Source organism: Hominilimicola fabiformis, from assembly GCF_020687385.1.
Lineage (GTDB): Bacteria > Bacillota > Clostridia > UBA1381 > UBA1381 > Hominilimicola > Hominilimicola fabiformis.
In genome coordinates, this window is sequence record NZ_JAJEQM010000006.1 from 26,218 (window position 1) to 49,475 (window position 23,258).

The following is a 23,258-nucleotide window of genomic DNA, read 5'->3' on the forward strand; positions in this document are numbered from 1 at the left end:
ACTGTTTAGGCAGTACATTTTTGATTTGGAGCAATATTGTTGTTGTTTAAGTAGAAAATCAGTGGTATAATTAAGTCATAAAATTAAAGCGGAGGACAGAAAAATGAAATACGGTAACAATAAATACGAAGATATAAAAATCGCTTATATCGGTGGCGGCTCACGCGGTTGGGCGTGGGGATTTATGAGCGACCTTGCGGTGTGTGAGGATATGTGCGGTACGGTTTATCTTTACGATATAGATTTAGAGGCTGCAAAGAAAAACGAAAAGATAGGCAACGGCATAAAGGATATAGAAGGCTGTAAGTCACAGTGGAAGTACAAAGCCGTTGAAACTGAAAAAGAGGCTCTTGAGGGTGCGGATTTTGTTATTATATCAATTTTACCGGGTACATTCGATGAAATGGAAAGCGATGTACATACACCGGAAAAATACAATATATATCAATCAGTCGGCGATACGGCAGGTCCGGGCGGGATTTTGAGAGCGTTAAGAACAATTCCGATGTTTGAAGAAATCGCAGAGAATATAAAAAAGTGTTGCCCTGACGCATGGGTAATCAACTACACAAACCCTATGACAATGTGCGTAAAGACTTTGTATAAGGTGTTCCCTGAAATTAAGGCGTTCGGTTGTTGTCACGAAGTGTTCGGTACACAAAAACTGCTTGTAAATGCACTTGAAGATATTAAAGGTATAAAAGACGTAAAACGTGAGGATATTAAAGTTAATGTTGTCGGAGTAAATCACTTTACTTGGCTTACAAAGGCACAGTACAAGGATATAGATATTTTCCCTGTATACCGTGAATTTGCGGAGAAATACAAAGATAACGGCTTTGTGAAGAAGTCAGATGAAAACTGGATGAATAAGTATTTCTCATGCAGTGAGAAAGTTAAGATTGACTTGTTTTTAAGATATGGAAGTATCGCCGCGGCAGGGGACAGACATTTGGCTGAATTTTGTCCGGGTGATTGGTATTTGAAAGACAAAGAAACCGTTGAAAAGTGGGGATTTGCATTAACTCCTGTTTCGTGGAGAAAAGGCGACCTTGAGAAACGTCTTGAAAGAAGTGAAAAACTTTACAGCGGTGAAGAAAAATTTGAACTAAAGGAAACGGGCGAAGAGGGTGTACAGCAGATAAGAGCATTGCTTGGACTTGGCGACCTTGTTACGAATGTTAATATACCGAATTACGGTCAAATTCCTAACTTGCCTATCGGTGCGGTTGTAGAAACGAACGCTTGTTTCAGAGCAAATTCGTTAAATCCTGTATTTGCCGGAAATATTCCGCAGGCAATTTATCCGCTTATAAGCCGTGTGTGCGGTGAACAGGAACAAGTTGTCGATTGTGCTTTAAATCGTGACCTTGACGGTGTATTTAACGCATTTGCGGCTGACCCTAATATGTGTATTTCGGTTAGTGATGCAAGAAAATTGTTTGACGAAATGGTCGACAATACAAAAGAATATTTGAAAATGTATTTCTAAATCGGAGGAGAAATAATGGCTGAATTGAAGTTTGAAATAAAAGAACATATCGGAACGGTATCCGAGAGCAGTAAAGGTTGGACAAAGGAGCTTAATATAGTTTCGTGGAACGGTGCAAACCCTAAATTTGATTTGCGTGATTGGGCACCGGAACATGAAAAAATGGGTAAAGGTCTTACTTTTACAAACGAAGAATTGAAAAATTTAAGAGATATTTTAATTGATATGAATTTATAAATAAATGCACCGCTTTTTAGCGGTGTATTTATTTGTATTGATTGTAAACTAAAGTATATTTATATAGTTGACAATATAAATAAGAAGTGATATAATTCCTACATAAACAATAGGAGAGGTTTTGAGAAAAATGATTGAAGAATTAAAGAACAAAATATTTTCGGGAGAAATGATAACAAAAGATGAGGCAATGAGCCTTATAGACGCACCGATTGATGAGCTTTGTAAAGCGGCTGATGAAATTCGTGAAAAGTTTTGTGACAATGTATTTGACATATGTACAATAATAAATGCAAAAAGCGGAAGATGCAGTGAGGACTGCAAGTATTGTGCACAATCGGCGTTTCACTGCACCAATGTTGAGGAATATCCGTTGCTTGACAAGGAAACGGTAGTAAATGCGGCTAAAAAGAGTGCGGACAAGGGTATTAAGCGTTTTTCACTTGTCGCATCGGGAAAAAGACTGTCTGACAGTGAAGTTGACAAAGTCTGTGAAATTATCAAAGAAATAAGAAAAATAAGCGATATATCAGTCTGTGCATCACTCGGACTTTTGAACGAAGAACAGTTTAAGCGACTAAAAGACGCAGGCTTAACGCGTGTACACAACAATCTTGAAAGTTCAAGAAATTATTTTCCAAACGTCTGTACAACGCATACATATGACGATAAAATAAATGCAATCAAAGCCGCTAAAAAAGCCGGACTTTCTGTGTGCAGCGGCGGTATTGCCGGACTTGGCGAAAGTATGGAGGACAGAATTGATATGGCATTTGAGGTTAGAAATCTCGGTGTAAGTTCAATGCCCGTAAATATGTTAAATCCGATAAAAGGAACACCATACGAAAACAATAAAAAACTTACAAAGGACGATATGCGCCGTATATGTGCGATATTCAGATTTATAAATCCGTCAGCCGCAATCAGACTTGCAGGCGGAAGAATACTTCTTGACGACGGCGGAAAATCTTGCTTTGAATCCGGTGCAAATGCCGCTATATCGGGCGATATGCTTACAACAACAGGCGAAACGGTAATGTCGGATATGCAGCTTATAAAATCGCTTGGTTTTACTGCCGGATTGTTAGACGAAGTTAAGTAATTTATACGAAAATGGGTAAAAATATACTAAAACGATATTTAAAAGTTATGTAATTATGAAAAAGTTGTAAAGAATTAAAAAAAAGATTGAAATATAAGAAAATAAGTGATATAATATACGCTATGTTAATATGTCTGTAATAGGACACAGAAGGAGGATATTATCACTATGGCAGTGAAAAATGAACAAATCGAAAAAAACCTTGTAAAACTTACATTTGAAGTAAGTGCAGAGGATTTTGACAAGGCAATTAATCAGGTGTACAAAAAGAATGTAAAGAAGTTTAACGTACCTGGTTACAGAAAAGGCAAAGCTCCAAGAAAGATTATCGAAAAGTATTATACAGAGGCTGTATTCTATGATGAAGCTATTAACAGCGTACTTCCGCAGGCTTATGACGAAGCTCTAAAGGAATCAGGTGTTGAATCAGTTGCAAGACCTGAAATTGACGTTGAAGAAATCAAAAAGGGTGAGCCTGTAGTATTTACAGCACTTGTTACAACTAAGCCGGAAGTTAAGCTTGGCGATTACAAAGGTATAGAAGTGGAAAAAATTGACCATACTGTAACAGATGAAGATGTAGATAAGGATATCGAGGCTACACAAAAGAAGAATGCAAGACTTATCACAGTTGACGACAGAGCAATCGAAAACGGCGATATCGCAGTTATCGACTTTGAAGGCTTTGTAGACGATGTTGCATTTGAAGGCGGCAAGGGCGAAGACTACGAACTTGAAATCGGTTCAGGTACATTCATTCCTGGATTTGAAGAACAGCTTGTAGGTGCTGAAACTGACGCTGATGTTGACGTTAAGGTTACTTTCCCTGAAGAATATCATGCAGAAAACCTTGCAGGTAAGGACGCAGTATTTAAAGTAAAGGTTAAGGAAATCAAGAAACGTGAACTTCCTGAGCTTGATGACGATTTCGCAAGTGAAGTAAGCGAATTTGATACAATGGACGAATTCAGAGCAGACGTTCGCAAAAAGCTTGAAGAGGCTGCTGAAAACAAAGCTAAGGTTGAAACCGAAAATGCAGTTATCGACAAGGTTATTGAAAATGCCGAGTTCGATCTTCCTGACGCTATGGTTGAAACTCAAATCGACAACAGTGTAAGAGATTTTGCTCAAAGACTTTCATACCAAGGTATGAACCTTGATATGTATATGCAATATACAGGTATGACAATGGACGCTCTAAGAGCTCAATTCGCTGAACAGGCTAAGAAACAGCTAAGCGGTTCGCTTGTTCTTGAGGCAATTCAAAAGGCTGAAGGAATCGAAGCAGGTCCTGAAGAAGTTGAACTTGAACTTGTAGATATGTCAAAGAAGTACAATATGGAACTTGACAAGCTTAAGGAACTTCTTGGTGACGCTGAAAAGGAAAGCATTAAGAAAGACCTTGAAATTCAAAAGACAATCACTATGATTGTAAACAATGCACAGGTAAAATAATTTCATAATTTCGGAAAGGGATGAATAGTATGGCATTAGTACCAATGGTCGTTGAACAGACCAACAGAGGCGAACGTTCATACGATATTTATTCAAGACTGCTTGAGGACAGAATTATATTCTTGGCAGATCAGGTAACTGACGCAACGGCAAGTCTTGTTGTGGCACAGCTTTTATATCTTGAAGCAAAGGATCCTGATAAAGATATTCAGCTTTATATTGACAGCCCGGGCGGCTCGATTACTGCAGGTATGGCAATTTACGACACAATGCAGTATATAAAGTGTGACGTATCTACAATTTGTATCGGTATGGCGGCAAGTATGGGTGCATTCTTGCTTGCGGCCGGTGAAAAAGGCAAGAGATTTGCTTTGCCGAACAGTGAGGTTATGATACATCAACCTCTTATTGCCGGCGGCGGACTTAGCGGTCAGACAACTGATATTAAAATATACACAGATCATCTTGTTAATACAAAGAAGAAGATGAATGAAATTCTTGCAGAGCGTACGGGACAAACTTACGAAAAGCTTTGTGAGGATACAGAGCGTGATAACTTTATGACTGCTCAAGAGGCTAAGGAATACGGCCTTATTGACGAGGTTATTGTAAAAGCCTCTAAATAAAGGAGTATAAATATATGGACGAAAATAAACATTTCAGATGTTCATTCTGCGGAAAAACTGAACAAGAAGTAGATAAGCTTTTGTCGGGACCGGGGGTATATATCTGTAACGAATGTATAGATATGTGCAACAGTATACTTGACGGTGAATTTGAGCATAAGGGCGGATTTACGGCTACTGAACTGCCTAAGCCGAAGGAAATAAAGGCTTTTCTTGATGAATATGTTGTCGGACAGGAGGACGCAAAGAAAATTCTGTCGGTAGCGGTATATAATCATTACAAGAGAATAGAACATTCTGATATGGCTGACGATGTGGAACTTCAAAAGAGTAATATACTTATGATAGGTCCGACAGGCAGCGGTAAGACGTTCCTTGTACAAAATCTTGCAAAGATACTTAATGTACCTTTTGCCATAGCTGACGCTACTTCTCTTACTGAGGCGGGCTATGTCGGCGAGGACGTTGAAAATATATTGTTAAAACTTATTCAAGCGGCTGATTACGATATTGACGCTGCAGAACGCGGAATTATATATATTGACGAAATTGATAAAATTGCACGAAAATCCGAAAATCCGTCAATTACGCGTGACGTTAGCGGTGAAGGTGTTCAACAGGCACTTTTGAAAGTGCTTGAAGGCACTGTTGCGTCAGTTCCTCCGCAGGGCGGAAGAAAACATCCGCACCAAGAACTTATTCAGATTGATACAACGAATATTTTGTTTATATGCGGCGGTGCTTTTGACGGTATCGAAAAGATTATCGGCTCAAGAACAGGTAAGCAAGGTTTGGGATTTGGTGCACAGATTTCAAGCAAGAAAGAGTCTAACATCAATGAATTGCTGGGTAAACTTATACCGCAGGATTTGCTTAAATTCGGATTGATTCCTGAATTTATAGGCAGACTTCCTGTTTTTGCAAGACTTGATAAACTTGACAGAAAAACGCTTATTACAATTCTTACAGAACCGAAAAATGCACTTATAAAGCAGTATAAAGCCTTGTTTGCATTTGACGGTGTAAAGCTTGAATTTGAAGATGACGCGATAGAGGCAATCGCTGATAAAGCGATTGAAAGAAATACAGGTGCGAGAGGACTTCGTTCAATTATCGAGGAGGCAATGTCTGACATTATGTTTGAAGTGCCGTCCGATGACAGTATAAAAACCGTTATCATAACAAAGAAGTGTATAACAGATTTAAAAGAACCTAAGATTATACACGAAACTAAGGAAACGAAGAAACTCAAAGAAAATTTAGAGCCTGACGGAACTCAGGGTTAAGAAACTTTAGGAAGGTGTGAGAAAGAATGTTTGTATCAGAAGATTTGACAGTAAACGAGAAAAATCATCTTGTTATTGGTAAAAATGATACTGTTGAACTTGCAAAGGAGTTTGGAACTCCGCTATATGTATTAGATGAGGATTTAATAAGAAAAAATTGTCGTGTTTATAAAAACTCGATGGATAAATATTACGGAGGAAACGGACTTGTCCTTTATGCAAACAAGGCTTTCTGCTCACTTTTCACTTGCAGACTTGTTAAAGAAGAAGGTTTGGGTATTGACGTTGTATCGGGCGGCGAGCTTTATACGGCGATAAAGGCAGATTTTCCTATGGATAAAGTCTATTTTCACGGCAATAATAAAACTGCTGATGAAATTGAGCTTGCAGTTAAAAATAAAGTTGGTAATATCATAGTTGATAATATTTACGAACTTGAAGCACTTAACGAAACTGCTAAGAAATACGGTGTTGTTCAGAACATAATGTTCAGAATCAAACCGGGTGTTGACGCTCATACTCACAGCTTTATTCAAACAGGTCAAATTGATTCAAAGTTCGGTGTTGCACTTGAAAACGGCGAAGCGTTTGAAATTATTGAAAAAGCAAGTAAAATGTCTAACGTAAAAGTAAACGGTGTTCACTGCCACATCGGTTCACAAATTTTTGATATTGAACCGTTCTGTAAAGCGGCTGAAATAATGATGAACTTTGTAGGCGACTTAAAGGACAAGCTTGGTCTTGAAATTGATAATCTTAACCTTGGTGGCGGATACGGTATTATGTATACCGAAAATGACGATCCTGTACCGTATGATGAATATATTCAGCACGTTTCAGAGGTTGTTAAGGCTACTGCAGAAAAAAGAGGAGTCAAACTACCGTTCATTCTTATGGAGCCTGGCCGTTCAATTATTGCACCGGCAGGTATTACGCTTTATACAGTAGGCGGAATTAAGGATATTAAGAATGTGAGAAAGTATGTGTCGGTAGACGGCGGTATGGGTGATAACCCAAGATATATACTTTACGAATCAGAGTACGAGGCGGTTGTTGCGAACAACGCAAATGCCGAACGTACCGAAAAGGTTACAGTAGCAGGTAAGTGCTGTGAATCCGGAGATATTTTGCTTAAAGATGCGATGATGCCGGAAATCAAAGTCGGAGATACTTTGGCAGTTCTTGCAACAGGTGCTTATAACTATTCAATGGCAAGCAATTATAACAGAATTCCGAGAGCGGCAGTTGTTGCTGTTTCGGACGGTAAAGCTAAGGTAGTTGTAAAGCGTGAATCATATGAGGACCTTATAAAGAACGACGTTCTTTAATATATTGGTTTAATTAAACTGACACAAAAAGGAGCTGAAATCAGCTCCTTTTTGTTATTTTTGTTCTGTCATAGAACAGTTAGGACAAATGTTGTTTGCCTTTAAATAATTATTTCCCCAATCGCAAATGCTTGATAATATAGGAATAAAACTTGTTCCGAGCGGCGTAAGTGAATATTCCACTTTCGGCGGAACTACGGGATAAACTTTTCGTGCAATCAGTCCGTCATTTTCAAGTTCGCGGAGCTGTTTTGTAAGCATTTTCGGCGTTGCGGATGAAAGCAATTTTTGTAATTGCCCAAAACGTAATGTTTTACCCGATAAGTGCCATAATATAAGTGGCTTGTATTTTCCGCCCACTATTTCAAGTGTTGCCTCAACAGGGCATATATAATCGTGGTTCATATGTATTACCTCCAATCCATACTATCATAAATGATAGTATCTATCAAAAAAGTGCATACTTGAAAAATAAATAATTTACGATATAATAATATCATAAACAATAAATAAATTCAATCAAAATATTCGGGACGGTGATAATGTGACTGAAAAATTTAATGTAACGGGAATGACGTGCAGTGCGTGCAGCGCACACGTTGAAAAAAGCGTCAAAAAACTTAACGGTGTGAAATCTGTAAACGTAAATTTGTTGCAGAATAATATGCACGTTGATTTTGATGAAACGGATGTAAGTGTTGACGATATTATAAACGCGGTTGTTTCGGGCGGATACGGTGCGTCTGTTGCGGGAAAAAAACAAGAAAAGAAAGACAACAAAATCGACAATGAAATTTCAAATATGAAGTTCAGACTTATTGTGTCGCTTGTTTGCCTTGTGCCGCTAATGTACATTTCAATGGGACATATGTGGGGTTGGCCGTTTTTGAGCGTGTTTCATGGTGCAGAAAACGGAATAACATTTGCACTTACGCAAATGCTGTTGACGTTGCCGATAATGTATGTCAACAGAAAATACTATATAACAGGTTTTAAGACGTTGTTTCACGGTGCACCGAATATGGATTCGCTGATAGCGATAGGTTCGGGCGCGGCATTCACGTATGGAATCATTGCAATATATTGCATAGGATACGGACTTGGACACGGTGACAAGGAATTTGCACATTCATATATGATGAATTTGTATTTTGAGTCGGCGGCAATGATACTTGCACTCATAACCCTCGGAAAATTTCTTGAATCGAGGGCAAAAGGGAAAACATCACAGGCGATAGAAAAACTTATTGATTTATCGCCGAAAACGGCAGTTGTAATTCGTGACGGAAAAGAAGTTACAGTCGGTGTAGATGACGTGCGAATCGGTGAAATTGTCGTTGTAAAAGCAGGACAATCAGTTCCGCTGGACGGTGTTATCGTTGAGGGTAACGGTGCGATAGATGAGTCGGCTATTACAGGCGAGAGTATCGCGGTTGAAAAAAATGTCGGTGATAAGGTTATCGGAGCTACTATAAATAAATCGGGATATTTTAAATTTAAGGTTGAAAAAATCGGCGAAGATACCGCATTGTCACAGATTATACATCTTGTGGAAGAAGCTTCGGCATCAAAAGCACCGATTGCAAAGCTTGCCGATAAGGTCAGCGGTATATTTGTACCGGTTGTAATATCAATCGCAGTGATTACGATTATAGTGTGGTTGCTTTTGGGTAAAGGCGTTAGTTTTGCACTTTCAATGGGAATATCGGTACTTGTAATTTCTTGCCCGTGTGCGTTGGGATTGGCAACGCCGACTGCAATAATGGTCGGTACAGGCAAGGGCGCGCAGTACGGAATACTTACAAAGTCAGCAGAAAGTCTTGAAACAGCACATCAGGTTGATACGGTCGTACTTGATAAAACAGGCACAATAACAGAGGGTAAGCCTTCTGTAACGGATATAGCACCTGTCGGAATTTCCGATAAGGAACTTTTACAGATTGCAGCGTCAATAGAATATTTGTCGGAACACCCTCTTGCAAAGGCTATTGTTGAAAAAGCCGACGGCTTGGGATTTAGTGATGTTGCAGATTTTGAACAGATTGTCGGACAAGGTGTAAAAGGCAATGTTGACGGAAAGAAAGTTTTAGCCGGAAATTATAAGATGATGCGTGAAAACAATATTGAAGTATCGGAAGATGAAATATTCGCGAATGACGGAAAAACATCATTGTATTTTGCGGTGGATAATAAGTTTGTCGGAATAATCGCAGTTGCCGATACCATAAAGGAAACAAGCAGGCAAGCGATAGAAGATATGCGTAATATGGGACTTGACGTAATAATGCTTACGGGTGACAATGCCGTTACGGCAAATGCAATTAAAAACAAGCTGCCGTTAAGCAGTGCCGTTGCGGAGGTGTTGCCGTCAGACAAGGAAGAAGTAGTAAGAAAACTTCAGCAGAGCGGTCACAAGGTTGCAATGGTCGGTGACGGAATTAATGACGCACCTGCTTTGACTCGTGCAGACGTTGGTATTGCTATCGGTGCGGGAACGGATATAGCTATTGAATCGGCTGATATTGTATTGATGAAAAGCGATTTGCAGGACGTTGTTACATCAATAGAGCTAAGCCACTCGGTAATCAAAAATATAAAAGAAAATCTGTTCTGGGCATTTTTCTATAATGCACTCGGAATACCGATTGCGGCAGGTGTTTTGTACGGTATAGCAGGATTGAAATTAAATCCTATGATTGCCGCACTTGCTATGAGTTTCAGTTCGGTATTCGTTGTGTCAAATGCGTTGAGATTGAGATTTTTCAAACCGAAATGCAATAATATTAAAACTGTAAAAAATGAAAAGGAGAATAAAACTATGACAAAGACGATTAAAATTAACGGAATGATGTGTTCACACTGTACAGGCAGAGTGGGAGAGGTGCTAAACGCAATAGACGGAGTAAGTGCGGAAGTTTCACTTGATAACGGCGGTCAGGCTGTTGTAACACTTGCAAAAGACGTGTCGGACGATGTGCTTAAAAAAGCCGTTGTTGACGCAGGATATGAAGTTGTAGGTATAGAATAAGAATTAAGCAAAATTTGGATTGTAGACAAAACCGATATGGTTTTGTCTACTTTATTTTTTGATGTCGATAGCCTTAATTATATAATATTTAATTGCATATATTCCATTATTTAAGTTTTACATAAATCCGATTTTGTGATATACTATAAAATGTATTGTTTTTTATATGGAGGAATGTTTTGTGAGGAAGAAAATTTTATTTTTTGCAATGACGCTTTTGTTGCTTACGGGAATAACTGCAAGTGCAGATGTTTTGGGTGAGCAAAACGGCGGTTGGAGTACGTATATGGGAGCATTTACATACTTTCATAATGTACAGTTCAATTCGGACAGCGTCGGTAAGCAAAATGAATATTATGTTGAATATACACCTAATGAGGACGCCGTACCGATTGTTGTGAACGGTGCGAGCATATGGGGAACGAGAAATATTAAACAGGCAGAGCAATATATGCAGGAGAACGGTTTAAGACCGCTTGCCGGAATTAATGCCGATTATTTTTCATTCAAGACAGGTATTCCGATGGGTTATACAATAGCCGACGGCGAAATTATATCAAAGGAATACGGCGGACAGGACGCGGTCGGTTTCAGAAGTGACGGAACGGGTTTTATAAAGTGGCTTGACATTCAGACAACAGTGACAGACGGCGAAAAATCGATTGACGTTATGTATATAAATAAGTGGTGTCAGGCGGGATTTGATCCTGTTTATCTTTTGACGGACAAATTCGGAAAAACGACAAAAACTCAATCGGAATGTATTTTTGTTATTTGCACACCTAACGAGGGCAGACTGCACGTGGACGAAACAATGTCGCTTACTGTTGATGATGTGTTCATATATAACGGCGAGATAGAAATTCCTGAGGGTAAGGTTGTTTTGCTTATGGATACAAGCGGTGTAAGTGAATATTATGACTTTTTGAGCAGACTTCACGCAGGTCAGACTTTAACGGTCGCAAATCAGGCGGTCGGAGATGACGGTACTTGGAAAACAGCTGAAAACGCGGTAAGCAGTGTCGGCGGCAGACTTGTAACAAACGGAGTTGCAAATTCTGATTTTGAGGCGGGTGCGGCACCGAGAACGGCTGTCGGAATAAAAGCAGACGGCAATATTATTTTCTATACGCTTGACGGCAGACAGTCGGGTTACAGCTATGGCGCTCAACTTAAAACGCTTGCAAAACGTATGGTTGAGCTTGGGTGTGTTGACGCGTTAAATCTTGACGGCGGCGGTTCGACAACCATTTCTGCGTGGTTTCCGGGAAAAGACAATACAATGGTTGTAAATTCACCGTCGGACGGTTATTTGAGAAGTGTTGCAAATTATATTTTCTTAAAGGACAATCGCGAGAGAACGAATATTCCGTGGATAATCAATATTACAGGCGGAACTAATAATAACTATCTTTCGGGAATGACCGCGAATATTAATATAGAAAGCGTATACGATACCGCAAATTATAAAATGGAAGAACCGTATAATATAAAATATCGTGCGGACACCGATACGGACAGTACGGTAGACGAAAACGGAGCAGTATCGCTTAACGGTACAGGCGATGTTAAAGTTGTTATGTACGGCGATAACGGTGACGTGGCGGACGTGACATACGGCGTTTATGAAACACCTGAAGAAATAAAGGTATATAATCAAGCGGACTGGAAAGAAATCAGCGAAATCTATACAGAGGCAAACGAAGAATTACAGCTTAATCTTTCGGCGGCGTCATACAAAAACGGAATCGAATTGCTTTCAACAAACAGATTGTATAAATGGGAAGTTGAGGGTGATATAGGTACGATAACAGAGGACGGCATTTTCACACTTGCCGATACGGTCAACAAAGACGGTAAAATAAAGGTGACGGCAGGGGCTTTAACGAAAGAAATACCGGTGCATATTTCGGATTATCCGAGTACACCTAATCCGTTTTACGATACAGAAAATCACTGGGCAAAGGACATAATTGCCGATATGGCGGCAACAGGGATTATCAGCGGTTTTGAAGAAAACGGAAAAATGATTTTTAAACCTGACAACAATATGACAAGAGCGGAATTTGCGTCGATGATAGCAAATTACAAAAAACTTGATTTTTCAAAATATGATGATGTAAAGCTTGATTTTACGGATAATGATATAATACCGCAGTGGGCAGTTCCGGCTGTAAAAGCTGTGTATAAAGAGGGTATAATTTTAGGCCGCGTCAATGACGACGGAACAAGCACATTTGCACCGTATGACAATATAACGCGTGCAGAGGCAATGACGATTTTGGGAAGAATACTTCCGAATAATGATGATTTGCCGAATCTTCCGTTTGCGGATAAAAACGATATACCGCAGTGGGCGGAAGAAGGTGTGAGCAAGTTGTATTCGACAGGTATTGTGAGCGGTTATGAGGATAACACGATACTTCCGAATAATAATATGAAACGTGCCGAAGCGGCAACGATGTTGTATAAAATTGAAAATAAATAAAACAATAGGCTGTCGGTTTTTTGCCGACAGCCTATTATTTTGCCCAAACGAGGTTAAGGTATTCCTCTACGGTCATATTCGCATACTTTTTAAATTCACTGTAAAATTCTTCGGGAGATTTAAAACCGCATTGATTATAATACCTTTCGTAATGAGTATTTCCTACCTTGAAAACCGCGTACTTCGCAAATTCCATACGGTAAAAGTAAATCAGCTCATTAATATTTTTGCCGTAACGGCTTATAAAAATATCGTTAAGCTCCGTTATTGAAATTTTGTGTAATTTCAGATATGGTGAAAAGTCTATATTTATTGAAGATATGTTTTGTTTTATGAAATCAAAACCACTCTCGGCAATAAAATCTTCGGGTGTCAAAAGAGCGGGGTTTGATGAAACATAACTTTCACCGCATACACCGATAAGATTGTACATATTAACAGAATTTTGTATATCGTCTTTATCGTGCATATAGCCGTCATACGCAATATTAAATGCGTTAAAAACTTCGTTGCTTTTCGGAACAAAAACAACGGCTGGGTTAAAATCAAAGTATTGGAGATAATTTGTAACGAAATTACCGTTAAACGCAATACGCTTTATAGAAAAATTTTCTTGCTGTCTGAGCGAAAACAGAATTGAAGAATTTATAAATACAATATCGCCTTTGCTTACGGTTTGTTCAATGTTGTTTTCGGTGCATATTTTACCTGTTCCGCTTGTACACAAAATGAATTGATGGTGCGGAAAGTTGTTCATAAACATAACCTTTGAAAGATTGTTTATTTCCTGTATATCACATATGTATGTCGGTAAAATTTTTTCGTAATTCTTTTTCATAGCTTATATTTCTCCGAATGTGTTGATACTTCTGTACTCCGTAGGTGTAATGCCTATATATTTCTTGAATGTGTTGCAAAAATAACTTTCACTGTTAAAACCCGAATTAATTGCAACATCCGAAAGTGACATATTTTTGTTGCTGACTAAAAGTTGTTTGGAATTTTCTATGCGTATATTGGTAAGAAATTTTTGCGGTGTTATATTGTAAACTTTTTTAAAAATAATTCCGAGATAAGTAGGAGTTACTTTAATCATTTCAGCCAAAGCGGATATTGAAATATCGTGCATATAGTTAGATTTTATATAATCAATACACGGCTTGATTAAATTCGCTTTGTCATTGTTGGGATTGCCTTCAATGCAAGATGCAATATCGAACAATACGGTATACAAAAGTCTGCTGCAAATCGAATGAGCATTTTCGGTATTGGAGTTGTTTAGTTCAATAATTGTTTTAAAATTTTGATATACTTTTTCTTTAATATTTTCGGTAAGGTGAATTACACCGCTTTTTGAATATCCCAAAAACCTCATAAGCTCAATCAGAGCATATCCGCCCATAACGATGTAGTCTGTTTTCCATGGAACAGAGGTGGGTTTATATGAATTTGATGTTGCGGAAGTAAAGTACATAATATCTCCGCTTTGAACTTTGTGCGAAACATTGTTGTGGTCTGTAAAAACGCCTTCTCCGCTGTAACAAACGGAAATTTGAGAATGTAGCATAAAACCTTTGCCGCGACTTATTTGTGCTTGATGTTCAAGCGATTCCGAGCCGTAGACATACACCGGTAAAAGTCGTTCTTCTTTTGCTGATACAGGTTTGAACATATTATCCGCCTCCAATATATCTGTTGAGTCTGTCGGCAAAGTGTTGACAGACGCGTCTTTAATCTAATATCTATTATAAAATATCTAAGTACAAAAGTAAAGCAAAACAGTTAGAAAATTTACAACTATTTTAGAAATCTTATAATTGTAATGCCCTATGTGGGAGTGCTATAGTATAATTAACGGATAATGTAATCTTAAGGAGGAGAAAAAACCAATGAATAAGAAAAAGATTATAAGCACAATCTTGGCATGTGCTATGCTTCCTTTTGGCGGCTTAATCAGTGCATCTGCTCAAGATACAAAACCGACATATGTACAGCTTAATCCGGCTGACGCGTCACCTTTTAACAACGGTGAGTTCCAAGGCTGGGGTACTGCACTTTGCTGGTGGGCGAACAGATTAGGTTACAGTGAAAAACTTACCAATGCGGCGGCAGAGGCATTTTTTTCAGACGAGGGATTGGGACTTGACATCGCACGTTACAACTTAGGCGGCGGTGACGATCCGACCCATAATCACATCAACCGTTCTGACTCAAAAGTACCCGGCGTGTACAGTGATTACAAATTGTCAAGTGACAGCAAAGATGTAAAGAGCATTACATATGACATTACGAAAGACCAAAACCAATTAAATATCGCAAAAGCGGCACTAAAAGCAAATCCTGATTTGTATTTTGAAGGATTTTCAAATTCCGCACCGTATTTTATGACTAAAACAGGCTGTACAAGCGGCGGCGGTACTGTAAACAGTGACGGAACGGTTACGTCAAACGGAAAATTGAATAACTTAAATGACGATATGTATGATGATTTTGCCAAGTTTATTGCAGACGCAACAAAGTTGTTCAAAGATAACGGCATAGAATTTAAGAGCTATTCGCCTATGAATGAGCCTGATACGGATTATTGGGGTTACGGCTCACCAAAACAAGAGGGCTGTCACTTTGATCCGGGTACAAGTCAGTCAAAGATGATTACGGAAACAAGAAAAGCACTTGACAATGCAGGATTTACGGACGTGCTTGTGGCAGGTATGGACGAAACAAGTTTGAAGAAAACAGCAAACAATCTCGGAAGTCTTACAGACGAGGCAAAGATTGCACTCGGCAGAGTTGATACTCACACATATTCAGACCGTGGCTATCACGCACAGGTTAAGGCAAAGGCACTTGAACTCGGCAAAAACCTATGGCAGAGTGAAGTTGACAAGGGCGGTAACGGTGCAACTCTTGCAAGTATGATTATCGAAGATATGAACGGTATGCAACCGTCCGCATGGGTAATGTGGGATATAGTGGACTTCCATAAGGACTCAAAATTCATAGATCCGACGAGCGGAAACAAGACGGAGGAGAATAATGACCAATATATTAAATACGATTGTAATATATATGATCCTCAAAAAAACATATGGACAAAATCGCTTTGGGGCGTAGGTATGGCAGACCACGACAAAGAAAAATTGGTACTTACAAATAAGTATTACACATACGGTCAATTTACAAAGTACATAAATCCCGGTGATACAATTATAGCCTCATCGGCAAACACACTTGCCGCATACAACAAAAATACAGGCGATATTAAAATCGTAGCAAACAACGGTGCAAATTCGTCTGATGTTGATTATGTATTTGACCTTTCGGGATTTAATACGGTAGGTATAAATGTAAGAGAAATCAGAACAGATATGGCAGGTAACGAAAAGTGGGCAGAAATCAAGGATGGTGCTGTACTTGACGGAAAAACTCTTACAACAACTTTAAAAGCAAATACAGTAACAACATATTTGATTGAAACAGGTGCAAAGGTTACAAGTTTTGAACCTACAAGCACAGGTTTAAAATACAGCTATACACCGAGTGAAACATTGAACGGTTATAACCAATATTTTGCAGTGTACGATAAAAACGGTTTGCTAAAAGCTGTTACGGTAAACCAACCGACAGGAGAACTAACAGGTGACTTTACAGACTGTACATTCAAATTTATGGCGTGGGACGGAGTTACTCCGAAAGCGACTGTAACAAACACTACTTCACAGCTTGGAACAGATTATGCGGTTATTACAGGCAGTGACGTTGAAATTAAACGCGGTGACGAGGTACAACTTGCCCTTGGCACAAATTTAAAAGGTGATGTTACTTGGTCTGTTGACAGTGATGCAACTGAAAACGGTATTGCCGAAATTTCTCAGACAGGTCTTTTGAAGGCTAAGAAACCGGGCAAGGTAACTGTTACGGTTAAGGTAGGCGACTACACAACTTCAAAAACTTATGACATCACTGTTTATGCAACAATTTCAGGTGCGGCAACTGTAGGTGTCGGCAAAACATCACAATATACTCTTGATACAAATGCAGAGGGTACACCTGTTTGGAGCGTAAGTGATGAAAAAGTTGCAACTGTTTCACAAGACGGTACAGTAACAGGCGTGTCAGCAGGAACAGTTACAATAACGGCGACAATCGGTGACGTTAAGGCTACAAAAGATATTAAGGTAACAATGTATACTCTAAGCGGAACGGCTTCATGGGGAAATGCCTCAACAGCACCGAGTGACGCTAACGATTATCGCAAAGCGGCAGACGGCGACCTTAATACATATTTTGACGGCGTACAAAACGGCTATGTAATGTACGACTTCGTCAAGACTGTTAAAGTAAACAACGTAAAACTTGCCGCAAGAAGCGGAAAAGGTATGCCGGAAAGAACTGTAGGCGGTAAGATTCAAGCGTCAAATGACGGTATAACATGGACAGATTTATATACAATCACTTCAGCAATTCCGTCAAGTCAATATACAATAATCGAAAGTAAAGACCTGAATAATCAAAACGCATATCGTTACTTCAAATATACTAATGATACAAATATGACAAATATCGCAGAATTTTTGGTTGATGCAACTCCGTCAGAGGAAACGGCAGTCGGAGCACCGAGCGTTACGGATATTGATGAAATGAGCGATGATTTTGAAGATTCAACAAATATCTTTAATGCAAGTGCAGGAGATTTGTCGGCAGACGGAAATCAAGTATATGCAACAGGTCTTGAAAGATTCGGTAATGTATTTGTTCCTGTTAAAGCAACTGCAAAAGCAGAACTTACAGAGGCACAAACTCTTACAAGCAAAGATAAGTTCAGACTTACATTCGATATGTTCTCAGGTTGGGAGCAGAACGGTAAGGAAAATACATTCTCTGTTAAAGATGCAGACGGTAACGAGATTGTAGGATTTACAATCACAGGCGGCGGATATAATCTTAATCAAATGCGTATCGGAGGTACAGACGTACTTGCCGATTCGGAAAAACCGATAATCCAGTGTAAATCAACTGATGTCAAAAACGGTGCATTGCGTGGTGCAAACGGTTGGCAGACTTCATCACAGAAGTACGCAAATAATATGGGACTTAATAAAAAGGTAGAAATTATAATAGACGGAACAGGCTCGGCAAGCGTAAGCTTTACAGGCGGTGAGACTGATGTAAGTTACACAGGAACAATAAGCACACCTATAAGCGTTAAATCGCTTGAATTAACAGGTTCATACAACGGTGCAAGAGGAAGAGTTGTTTCATATGATAACTTTGACGCAGATGTAATATCTTACAGCAGTGAGTTGGTGGCACCGACGCCGACTCCTGAACCAACCGCAGCACCGACGGTTCCTGAAAGCGGCGAACTTATCAATATGAATTTTGATAACGGTGACTTAACAAGTACATCATCATACGGCAAGGCAACAGGTACACCGAAATTTGTTACGGTTGACAATAAGAAGTGTATTCAGTTTGACGGAACAAGCGGAACGGTTGTTACGCTTACAGACGCAAACGGCAATTCACTTTTGACAGGTCAGAAAAATATCACAATTTCATTTAAGGTTAAGCCGACAACCACAACAACATCATGGTGGTTCTTTGCCTCACCAAACAGCAGTGCACAGACATATCAAAAGGAACAGTATCTTGGTGCAATGACAAACAACAGCACACTTACATCTGAAAGATATAATAATTCCGGTACAAGAAGTGAGGCGGCAAAAGGTGCGTATAACACAAATGAATGGAACGATGTAATCATTTCGATTGCCGACGGCGTAACGGATGTTTATGTAAACGGAACAAGAACAAGCAGTGTTAATTCAACAGTTAATATTTCGGATATGCTCGGCAAAAATTCAGTTGCATATATCGGTAAGGCTAACTGGGGTTCTGGCGAGTATGCAACAGGTTATATAGATGATTTTGTAATCTATAACTATGCTTACGAAAATCCTTTAAATTCACTTGATTTGGGTGATTTGACAGCTGTTACATCTGACATTACAATCCCTACGCAAGAGGGTGTTACTTGGTCAACTTCAGACGCTGCTGTGGTTACAACGGCAGGTAAGATTACAAGAAGTGACGAAACAAAAACAGCTACTTTGACTGCAAAAATGACAAAAGACGGTGTTGAATTTACAAGAAACTTCGACGTAACTGTATTGGGATATACAGCGGTTATTGACAGTTTCAAAGCATATGCCGACGGAAATAAAATCGTTTATGCAAGTGACTGTGATTCGACGAAAGATAAGTATGCCGTAAAGGTTTCATTGGCTGATTCAGACGGTACGGCAGTCGGAACAGAGCAGACAAATGCGGCAGGCAGTTTTGATAATCTTGAAGTAGGTAAGTATAAAATAACAGCAACATTATCAGACGGAACAACAGAAAAGAAAAAGGTGGAAAAGACAATTAATATTAAGAACCTTGATGATATGAGTGCGTACTTGTTTGTTCACTTCGTTGATACACAAGAGGACGCAACTCGTGAACAAATCTATTTCTCAGTATCAAAAGACGGTAAGACATGGACAACGCTTAATAATAAACAACCGTATTTGACAAGTAATGTCGGTACACAGGGCGTTCGTGACCCGTATATTCTTCGCGGTGAGGACGGTAAGTTCTTTATTATCGCAACAGACTTAAGCGTCTATAACTTAAAGAATAACTGGACAGCCGCCGCACAGCAAGGCTCAAAGAGCATTGTTGTATGGGAAAGCAGTGACCTTGTTAATTGGAGCGAGGCAAGCCTTGTAAAGATTAATAATGACAATGCCGGTTGTACATGGGCGCCGGAGGCTTGCTATGACCCTGAAAAGGATGAATATATGGTATTCTGGGCATCGGTTGTAAGCGATGACAGCTATCAAAAGTACAGAATTTACAGAAGTTATACAAAGGACTTCAAGACATTCTCTGCTCCTGAATTGTATATAGAAGAGCCTAACGCGGTTATTGATACAACTATTATCGACCATGAGGGTACATATTACAGATTTACAAAGAATGAGGCAAAATCAAGTATCACAATGCAGGAGTGTACATCTCTAAGCGGTGATTGGAAAGATGTTGCAAACTATAATTTGGGTAGTATGACAGGCTATGAAGGTCCTACAATTTATAAATTAAACGGTAAAAATGAATGGTGCTTACTTCTTGACTACTTCTCAAAGAGTAAGGGCTATAAGCCTTTTGTAACAACCGATATTACAAAGGGTGAATTTACGGCAGATTCAGACTTCTCGTTTGACGGTACATATCGTCACGGTACTGTAATGCCGATTACACAGGCTGAATATGAAAGATTAACAGCTGAATAATGTGAAAAACTGCGGGTAACAATACTCGCAGTTTTTTTATTTGACAAGTGTGATATAATTAGAATAAAAACGTAAGGTGATTAATATGAACAAAAGAGAAGAACTTGCCAGACAGGCATTTAAAGAGGGATACAACTGCTCACAGGCAATGGTGGCGGCGTTTAGCGACTTGATGGAAATGGATAAAAAGACGGCACTGAGACTTGCGTCATCATTCGGCGGCGGAATGGGCAGAATGAGAGAAGTTTGCGGTGCCGTAACGGGAATGTTTATGGTTGTCGGAATTTTGTACGGATATGACGACGCGAAAGATTATGAGGGTAAAAAAGATACCTACGCACTTGTGCAGGAACTCGCAAATCAATTTAAAGCGGAAACAGGCTCTATTATATGCCGAGAACTTTTAGGACTTGACGGAAAAGATAACAGTCCCGTTCCGTCAAAGAGAACAGAAGAATATTATAAGAAACGCACTTGCGAAGATAAAGTCGGTCTTGCGGCAAAAATACTTGACGAATATATCCAATCGCATTGCCCTAACGGAACTTGCAATTTTTAACTGACAAAGTCTTTACAGTTTGAAAAATATATGTTATAATGTAAATATATTAATAACAACTGATAAAATTAGACAGTAAAATCAATCAGTTAAAGGCTGAATTAAATAAAACAGTATAGGACATAAGGATTTATTAAAAGGTGTAAAGTCTTTGACAACAAATAAGACTTTGCACCCTTTTTTGTATTTTGGGGAGGATAAAAGAATGAAAAAGTTTATGATAGGATTATTATTTATTGTTTTATTATCAACAACATTAAGTGCGAATGCAGAAACAGTAGTTTTAAAAAGTAATGATTACGATAAGCCTCTAGATTCTTGTTATAAATATCGTGATATAGTTGTGAAAACTAACAACGGAATTCAATTCTGGTGGACAGGTACTGAATTTATACAATGCCCTTTTTTAGATACTAAATTTACAAAATCCGATGATTTGGTAGAGTGGCGTGATATGGATCTTAGCGATGAGGTGCGTATGAAAATTAGTGGATTGCATCGTGCGAAAATTAAGCATTACGGGGATAAATATATTGTATATAATGAAATATATTTCAACCCTTCTCTAGTAATAGATAAAATGATAAGAAAACGTGGTTCGGCAATTATGCCAATATATATATTGGATGAAAATTTTAATTTGTTATGCGAAGTTCAGTTGGATAATCCGTTAACCGATTTTGAATATGTAGACGGTGTTTATTATGCTGAAACACAAGAATACACAAAATTAGGACCACAAGAATATGAAAGTAAAAATACTATTTACTATTCTTATGATGCGATTGATTGGCAAATTGATAATGAAAGGAGTAGTATGCCGCAAAGCAATGGCAGAAATACGCTTGTATTTCAAGGAAAGTTGACAAATTACGTAAACTTAAGTAATTATAGGTTTGAAGTGAAAGATATGTTCATAGAAAAAAATAAGTCGGATTTAATTAAAGTGGTGCAAGAAAGACCTATAACATGTTACTATAAAGCAAAGGGTAATATCTATGTTGAAACACAATATGATAATGTTGATACATTCAGAATATCTCGTGACGGTGTATATTCTGTTGATGTAGCAATCCCTGCAGACAGTGATGATGAACATATTATTATATGTGATTTGTGGAAAGATAAGCTTGTTTTATGGACCAGAAACAGATTAATAGAATATGATATGGCAGATATTGAAGATGTATTAAATGAAAAATGCCCGTCGGATACGCCCTATATTGAGTTTAACGGTAATATTCTCGGCTTTGACGTACCGCCGATTATCGAAGACGGCAGTACGCTTGTGCCTATGAGATTTTTGTTCGAGCAAATGGGAGCAGATGTTGAATGGGATAGTGAAACTCAGACAGCAACAGCAACGATTGAGAATAAGGCAGTAACATTTTCAATAGATAACGTCAACGCAAGAATAAATAATAAACCCGCTAAAATGGATGTGCCTGCAAGACTCGTAAACGGCAAAACAATGGTACCGCTACGCTTCCTTTCGGAAAATATGGGATATGACGTAGATTGGGATGCCGATAGCAGAACGGCGATAGTACGCTAATATCATTTTATTAATTTACAAGTTTTAAACCTGTAATAATAAAAAGGAAAAAAAACTAATAAATACTTGATTTTTTAGACAAAATATATTAAAATATAATTATTAATATTAAATTACAAAAGATTCAGGAGGATTAATTTATGATTACAGCTGGTGAATTTAGAAATGGCAGAACCTTTGAACACGAAGGTAATGTATTTCAAATCGTAGAATTTCAGCACGTTAAGCCTGGTAAGGGTGCTGCTTTCGTAAGAACAAAGCTTAAGAACATAATCAGCGGCGGTGTCGTTGAAAAGACATTCAGACCTACAGAAAAGTTTGAAGAAGCTCATATCGACAGAAAGGATATGGCTTATTCATACGGTGATGATGATTTCTATCATTTTATGGACAACGAAACATTCGATATGCTTGACATTGCTAAGTCAGAAATCGAAGAACAAATGAAGTTCGTTAAGGAAAATGACGTATGTAAGGTTATGTCTTACAAGGGTAACGTATTCGGTGTTGAACCGCCTACATTCGTTGAACTTGAAGTCGTTGATACAGAACCGGGTTTCGCAGGTAACACATCTACAAACGCTACAAAGCCTGCTACTCTTGAAACAGGTGCTACAATTCAAGTACCTCTATTCGTTGATATGAACGAAGTTATCAGAGTAGACACAAGAACAGGCGAATACATGGAAAGAGTAAAATAAGTCTGAATAAAATCGCACACGGCACTTATTTTGTGTTGTGAACAATTTTCTTTCAGCCTTTTGA

General features: G+C 38.6%; 16 protein-coding genes. 13 read left to right on the top strand and 3 right to left on the bottom strand.

What is annotated here, in order from left to right; translation table 11 throughout:
* The first annotated feature begins 103 nt into the window (after positions 1-103).
* From LKE05_RS05500 to lysA, 7 genes are all read left to right on the top strand, one after another.
* On the top strand, positions 104-1,492 hold the full coding sequence (locus LKE05_RS05500) for a family 4 glycosyl hydrolase (RefSeq protein ID WP_308456190.1): 1,389 nt from the start codon (positions 104-106) through the stop codon (positions 1,490-1,492).
* A 15-nt stretch (positions 1,493-1,507) separates the two neighbouring features.
* Entirely contained in the window at positions 1,508-1,729 is a 222-nt protein-coding gene (locus LKE05_RS05505; protein WP_022230188.1) for a YdbC family protein, read from the top strand.
* Between the two features lie 130 nt (positions 1,730-1,859).
* Positions 1,860-2,831 (top strand): biotin synthase BioB, encoded by a 972-nt coding sequence (gene bioB / locus LKE05_RS05510; protein WP_117964896.1) that lies wholly within the window; start codon positions 1,860-1,862, stop codon positions 2,829-2,831.
* Between the two features lie 168 nt (positions 2,832-2,999).
* Positions 3,000-4,286 (top strand): trigger factor, encoded by a 1,287-nt coding sequence (gene tig, locus LKE05_RS05515; protein ID WP_118446042.1) that lies wholly within the window; start codon positions 3,000-3,002, stop codon positions 4,284-4,286.
* A 29-nt stretch (positions 4,287-4,315) separates the two neighbouring features.
* Positions 4,316-4,912: an ATP-dependent Clp endopeptidase proteolytic subunit ClpP gene (gene clpP / locus LKE05_RS05520; protein WP_117964894.1), complete on the top strand. Its 597-nt coding sequence runs from the start codon at positions 4,316-4,318 to the stop codon at positions 4,910-4,912.
* 14 nt (positions 4,913-4,926) lie between these two features.
* Complete coding sequence (clpX, locus tag LKE05_RS05525) at positions 4,927-6,198, top strand: ATP-dependent Clp protease ATP-binding subunit ClpX (protein WP_022230192.1); 1,272 nt, start codon at positions 4,927-4,929, stop codon at positions 6,196-6,198.
* Between the two features lie 26 nt (positions 6,199-6,224).
* On the top strand, positions 6,225-7,526 hold the full coding sequence (gene lysA / locus LKE05_RS05530) for a diaminopimelate decarboxylase (protein WP_308456191.1): 1,302 nt from the start codon (positions 6,225-6,227) through the stop codon (positions 7,524-7,526).
* 54 nt (positions 7,527-7,580) lie between these two features.
* Here the strand turns inward: lysA and LKE05_RS05535 are convergent, their stop codons facing one another.
* The gene (locus LKE05_RS05535) at positions 7,581-7,931 is read right to left on the bottom strand and encodes a winged helix-turn-helix transcriptional regulator (RefSeq protein ID WP_308456192.1); all 351 of its coding nucleotides are present in this window, start codon (positions 7,929-7,931) and stop codon (positions 7,581-7,583) included.
* A 139-nt stretch (positions 7,932-8,070) separates the two neighbouring features.
* Between LKE05_RS05535 and LKE05_RS05540 the strand changes: the two genes are divergently transcribed.
* Positions 8,071-10,554 carry a heavy metal translocating P-type ATPase gene (locus LKE05_RS05540; RefSeq protein ID WP_308456193.1) on the top strand — a complete coding sequence of 828 codons (2,484 nt, stop codon included), beginning with the start codon at positions 8,071-8,073 and terminating at the stop codon, positions 10,552-10,554.
* A 181-nt stretch (positions 10,555-10,735) separates the two neighbouring features.
* Positions 10,736-13,042 carry a phosphodiester glycosidase family protein gene (locus tag LKE05_RS05545; protein ID WP_308456194.1) on the top strand — a complete coding sequence of 769 codons (2,307 nt, stop codon included), beginning with the start codon at positions 10,736-10,738 and terminating at the stop codon, positions 13,040-13,042.
* 34 nt (positions 13,043-13,076) lie between these two features.
* On the opposite strand, the gene LKE05_RS05550 is transcribed toward LKE05_RS05545, so the two are convergent.
* Both LKE05_RS05550 and LKE05_RS05555 read right to left on the bottom strand, forming a co-directional pair.
* Positions 13,077-13,880: an AraC family ligand binding domain-containing protein gene (locus LKE05_RS05550; RefSeq protein ID WP_308456195.1), complete on the bottom strand. Its 804-nt coding sequence runs from the start codon at positions 13,878-13,880 to the stop codon at positions 13,077-13,079.
* Positions 13,881-13,883: 3 nt separating this feature from the next.
* A complete protein-coding gene (locus LKE05_RS05555; RefSeq protein ID WP_308456196.1) occupies positions 13,884-14,714 on the bottom strand; it encodes a helix-turn-helix transcriptional regulator in 831 nt (276 codons plus the stop codon).
* A gap of 217 nt (positions 14,715-14,931) precedes the next feature.
* Here LKE05_RS05555 and LKE05_RS05560 point away from each other — a divergent pair, with 217 nt between their 5' ends.
* The 4 genes from LKE05_RS05560 to efp all read left to right on the top strand — a co-directional run bounded on the left by LKE05_RS05560 (position 14,932) and on the right by efp (position 23,194).
* On the top strand, positions 14,932-20,379 hold the full coding sequence (locus tag LKE05_RS05560) for a LamG-like jellyroll fold domain-containing protein (RefSeq protein ID WP_308456197.1): 5,448 nt from the start codon (positions 14,932-14,934) through the stop codon (positions 20,377-20,379).
* A gap of 85 nt (positions 20,380-20,464) precedes the next feature.
* Positions 20,465-20,938: a C-GCAxxG-C-C family protein gene (locus LKE05_RS05565; RefSeq protein WP_308456198.1), complete on the top strand. Its 474-nt coding sequence runs from the start codon at positions 20,465-20,467 to the stop codon at positions 20,936-20,938.
* A 205-nt stretch (positions 20,939-21,143) separates the two neighbouring features.
* On the top strand, positions 21,144-22,493 hold the full coding sequence (locus LKE05_RS05570; protein ID WP_308456199.1) for a copper amine oxidase N-terminal domain-containing protein: 1,350 nt from the start codon (positions 21,144-21,146) through the stop codon (positions 22,491-22,493).
* A gap of 140 nt (positions 22,494-22,633) precedes the next feature.
* A complete protein-coding gene (gene efp, locus LKE05_RS05575) occupies positions 22,634-23,194 on the top strand; it encodes an elongation factor P (RefSeq protein WP_022229870.1) in 561 nt (186 codons plus the stop codon).
* The last annotated feature ends 64 nt before the right edge of the window (positions 23,195-23,258 follow it).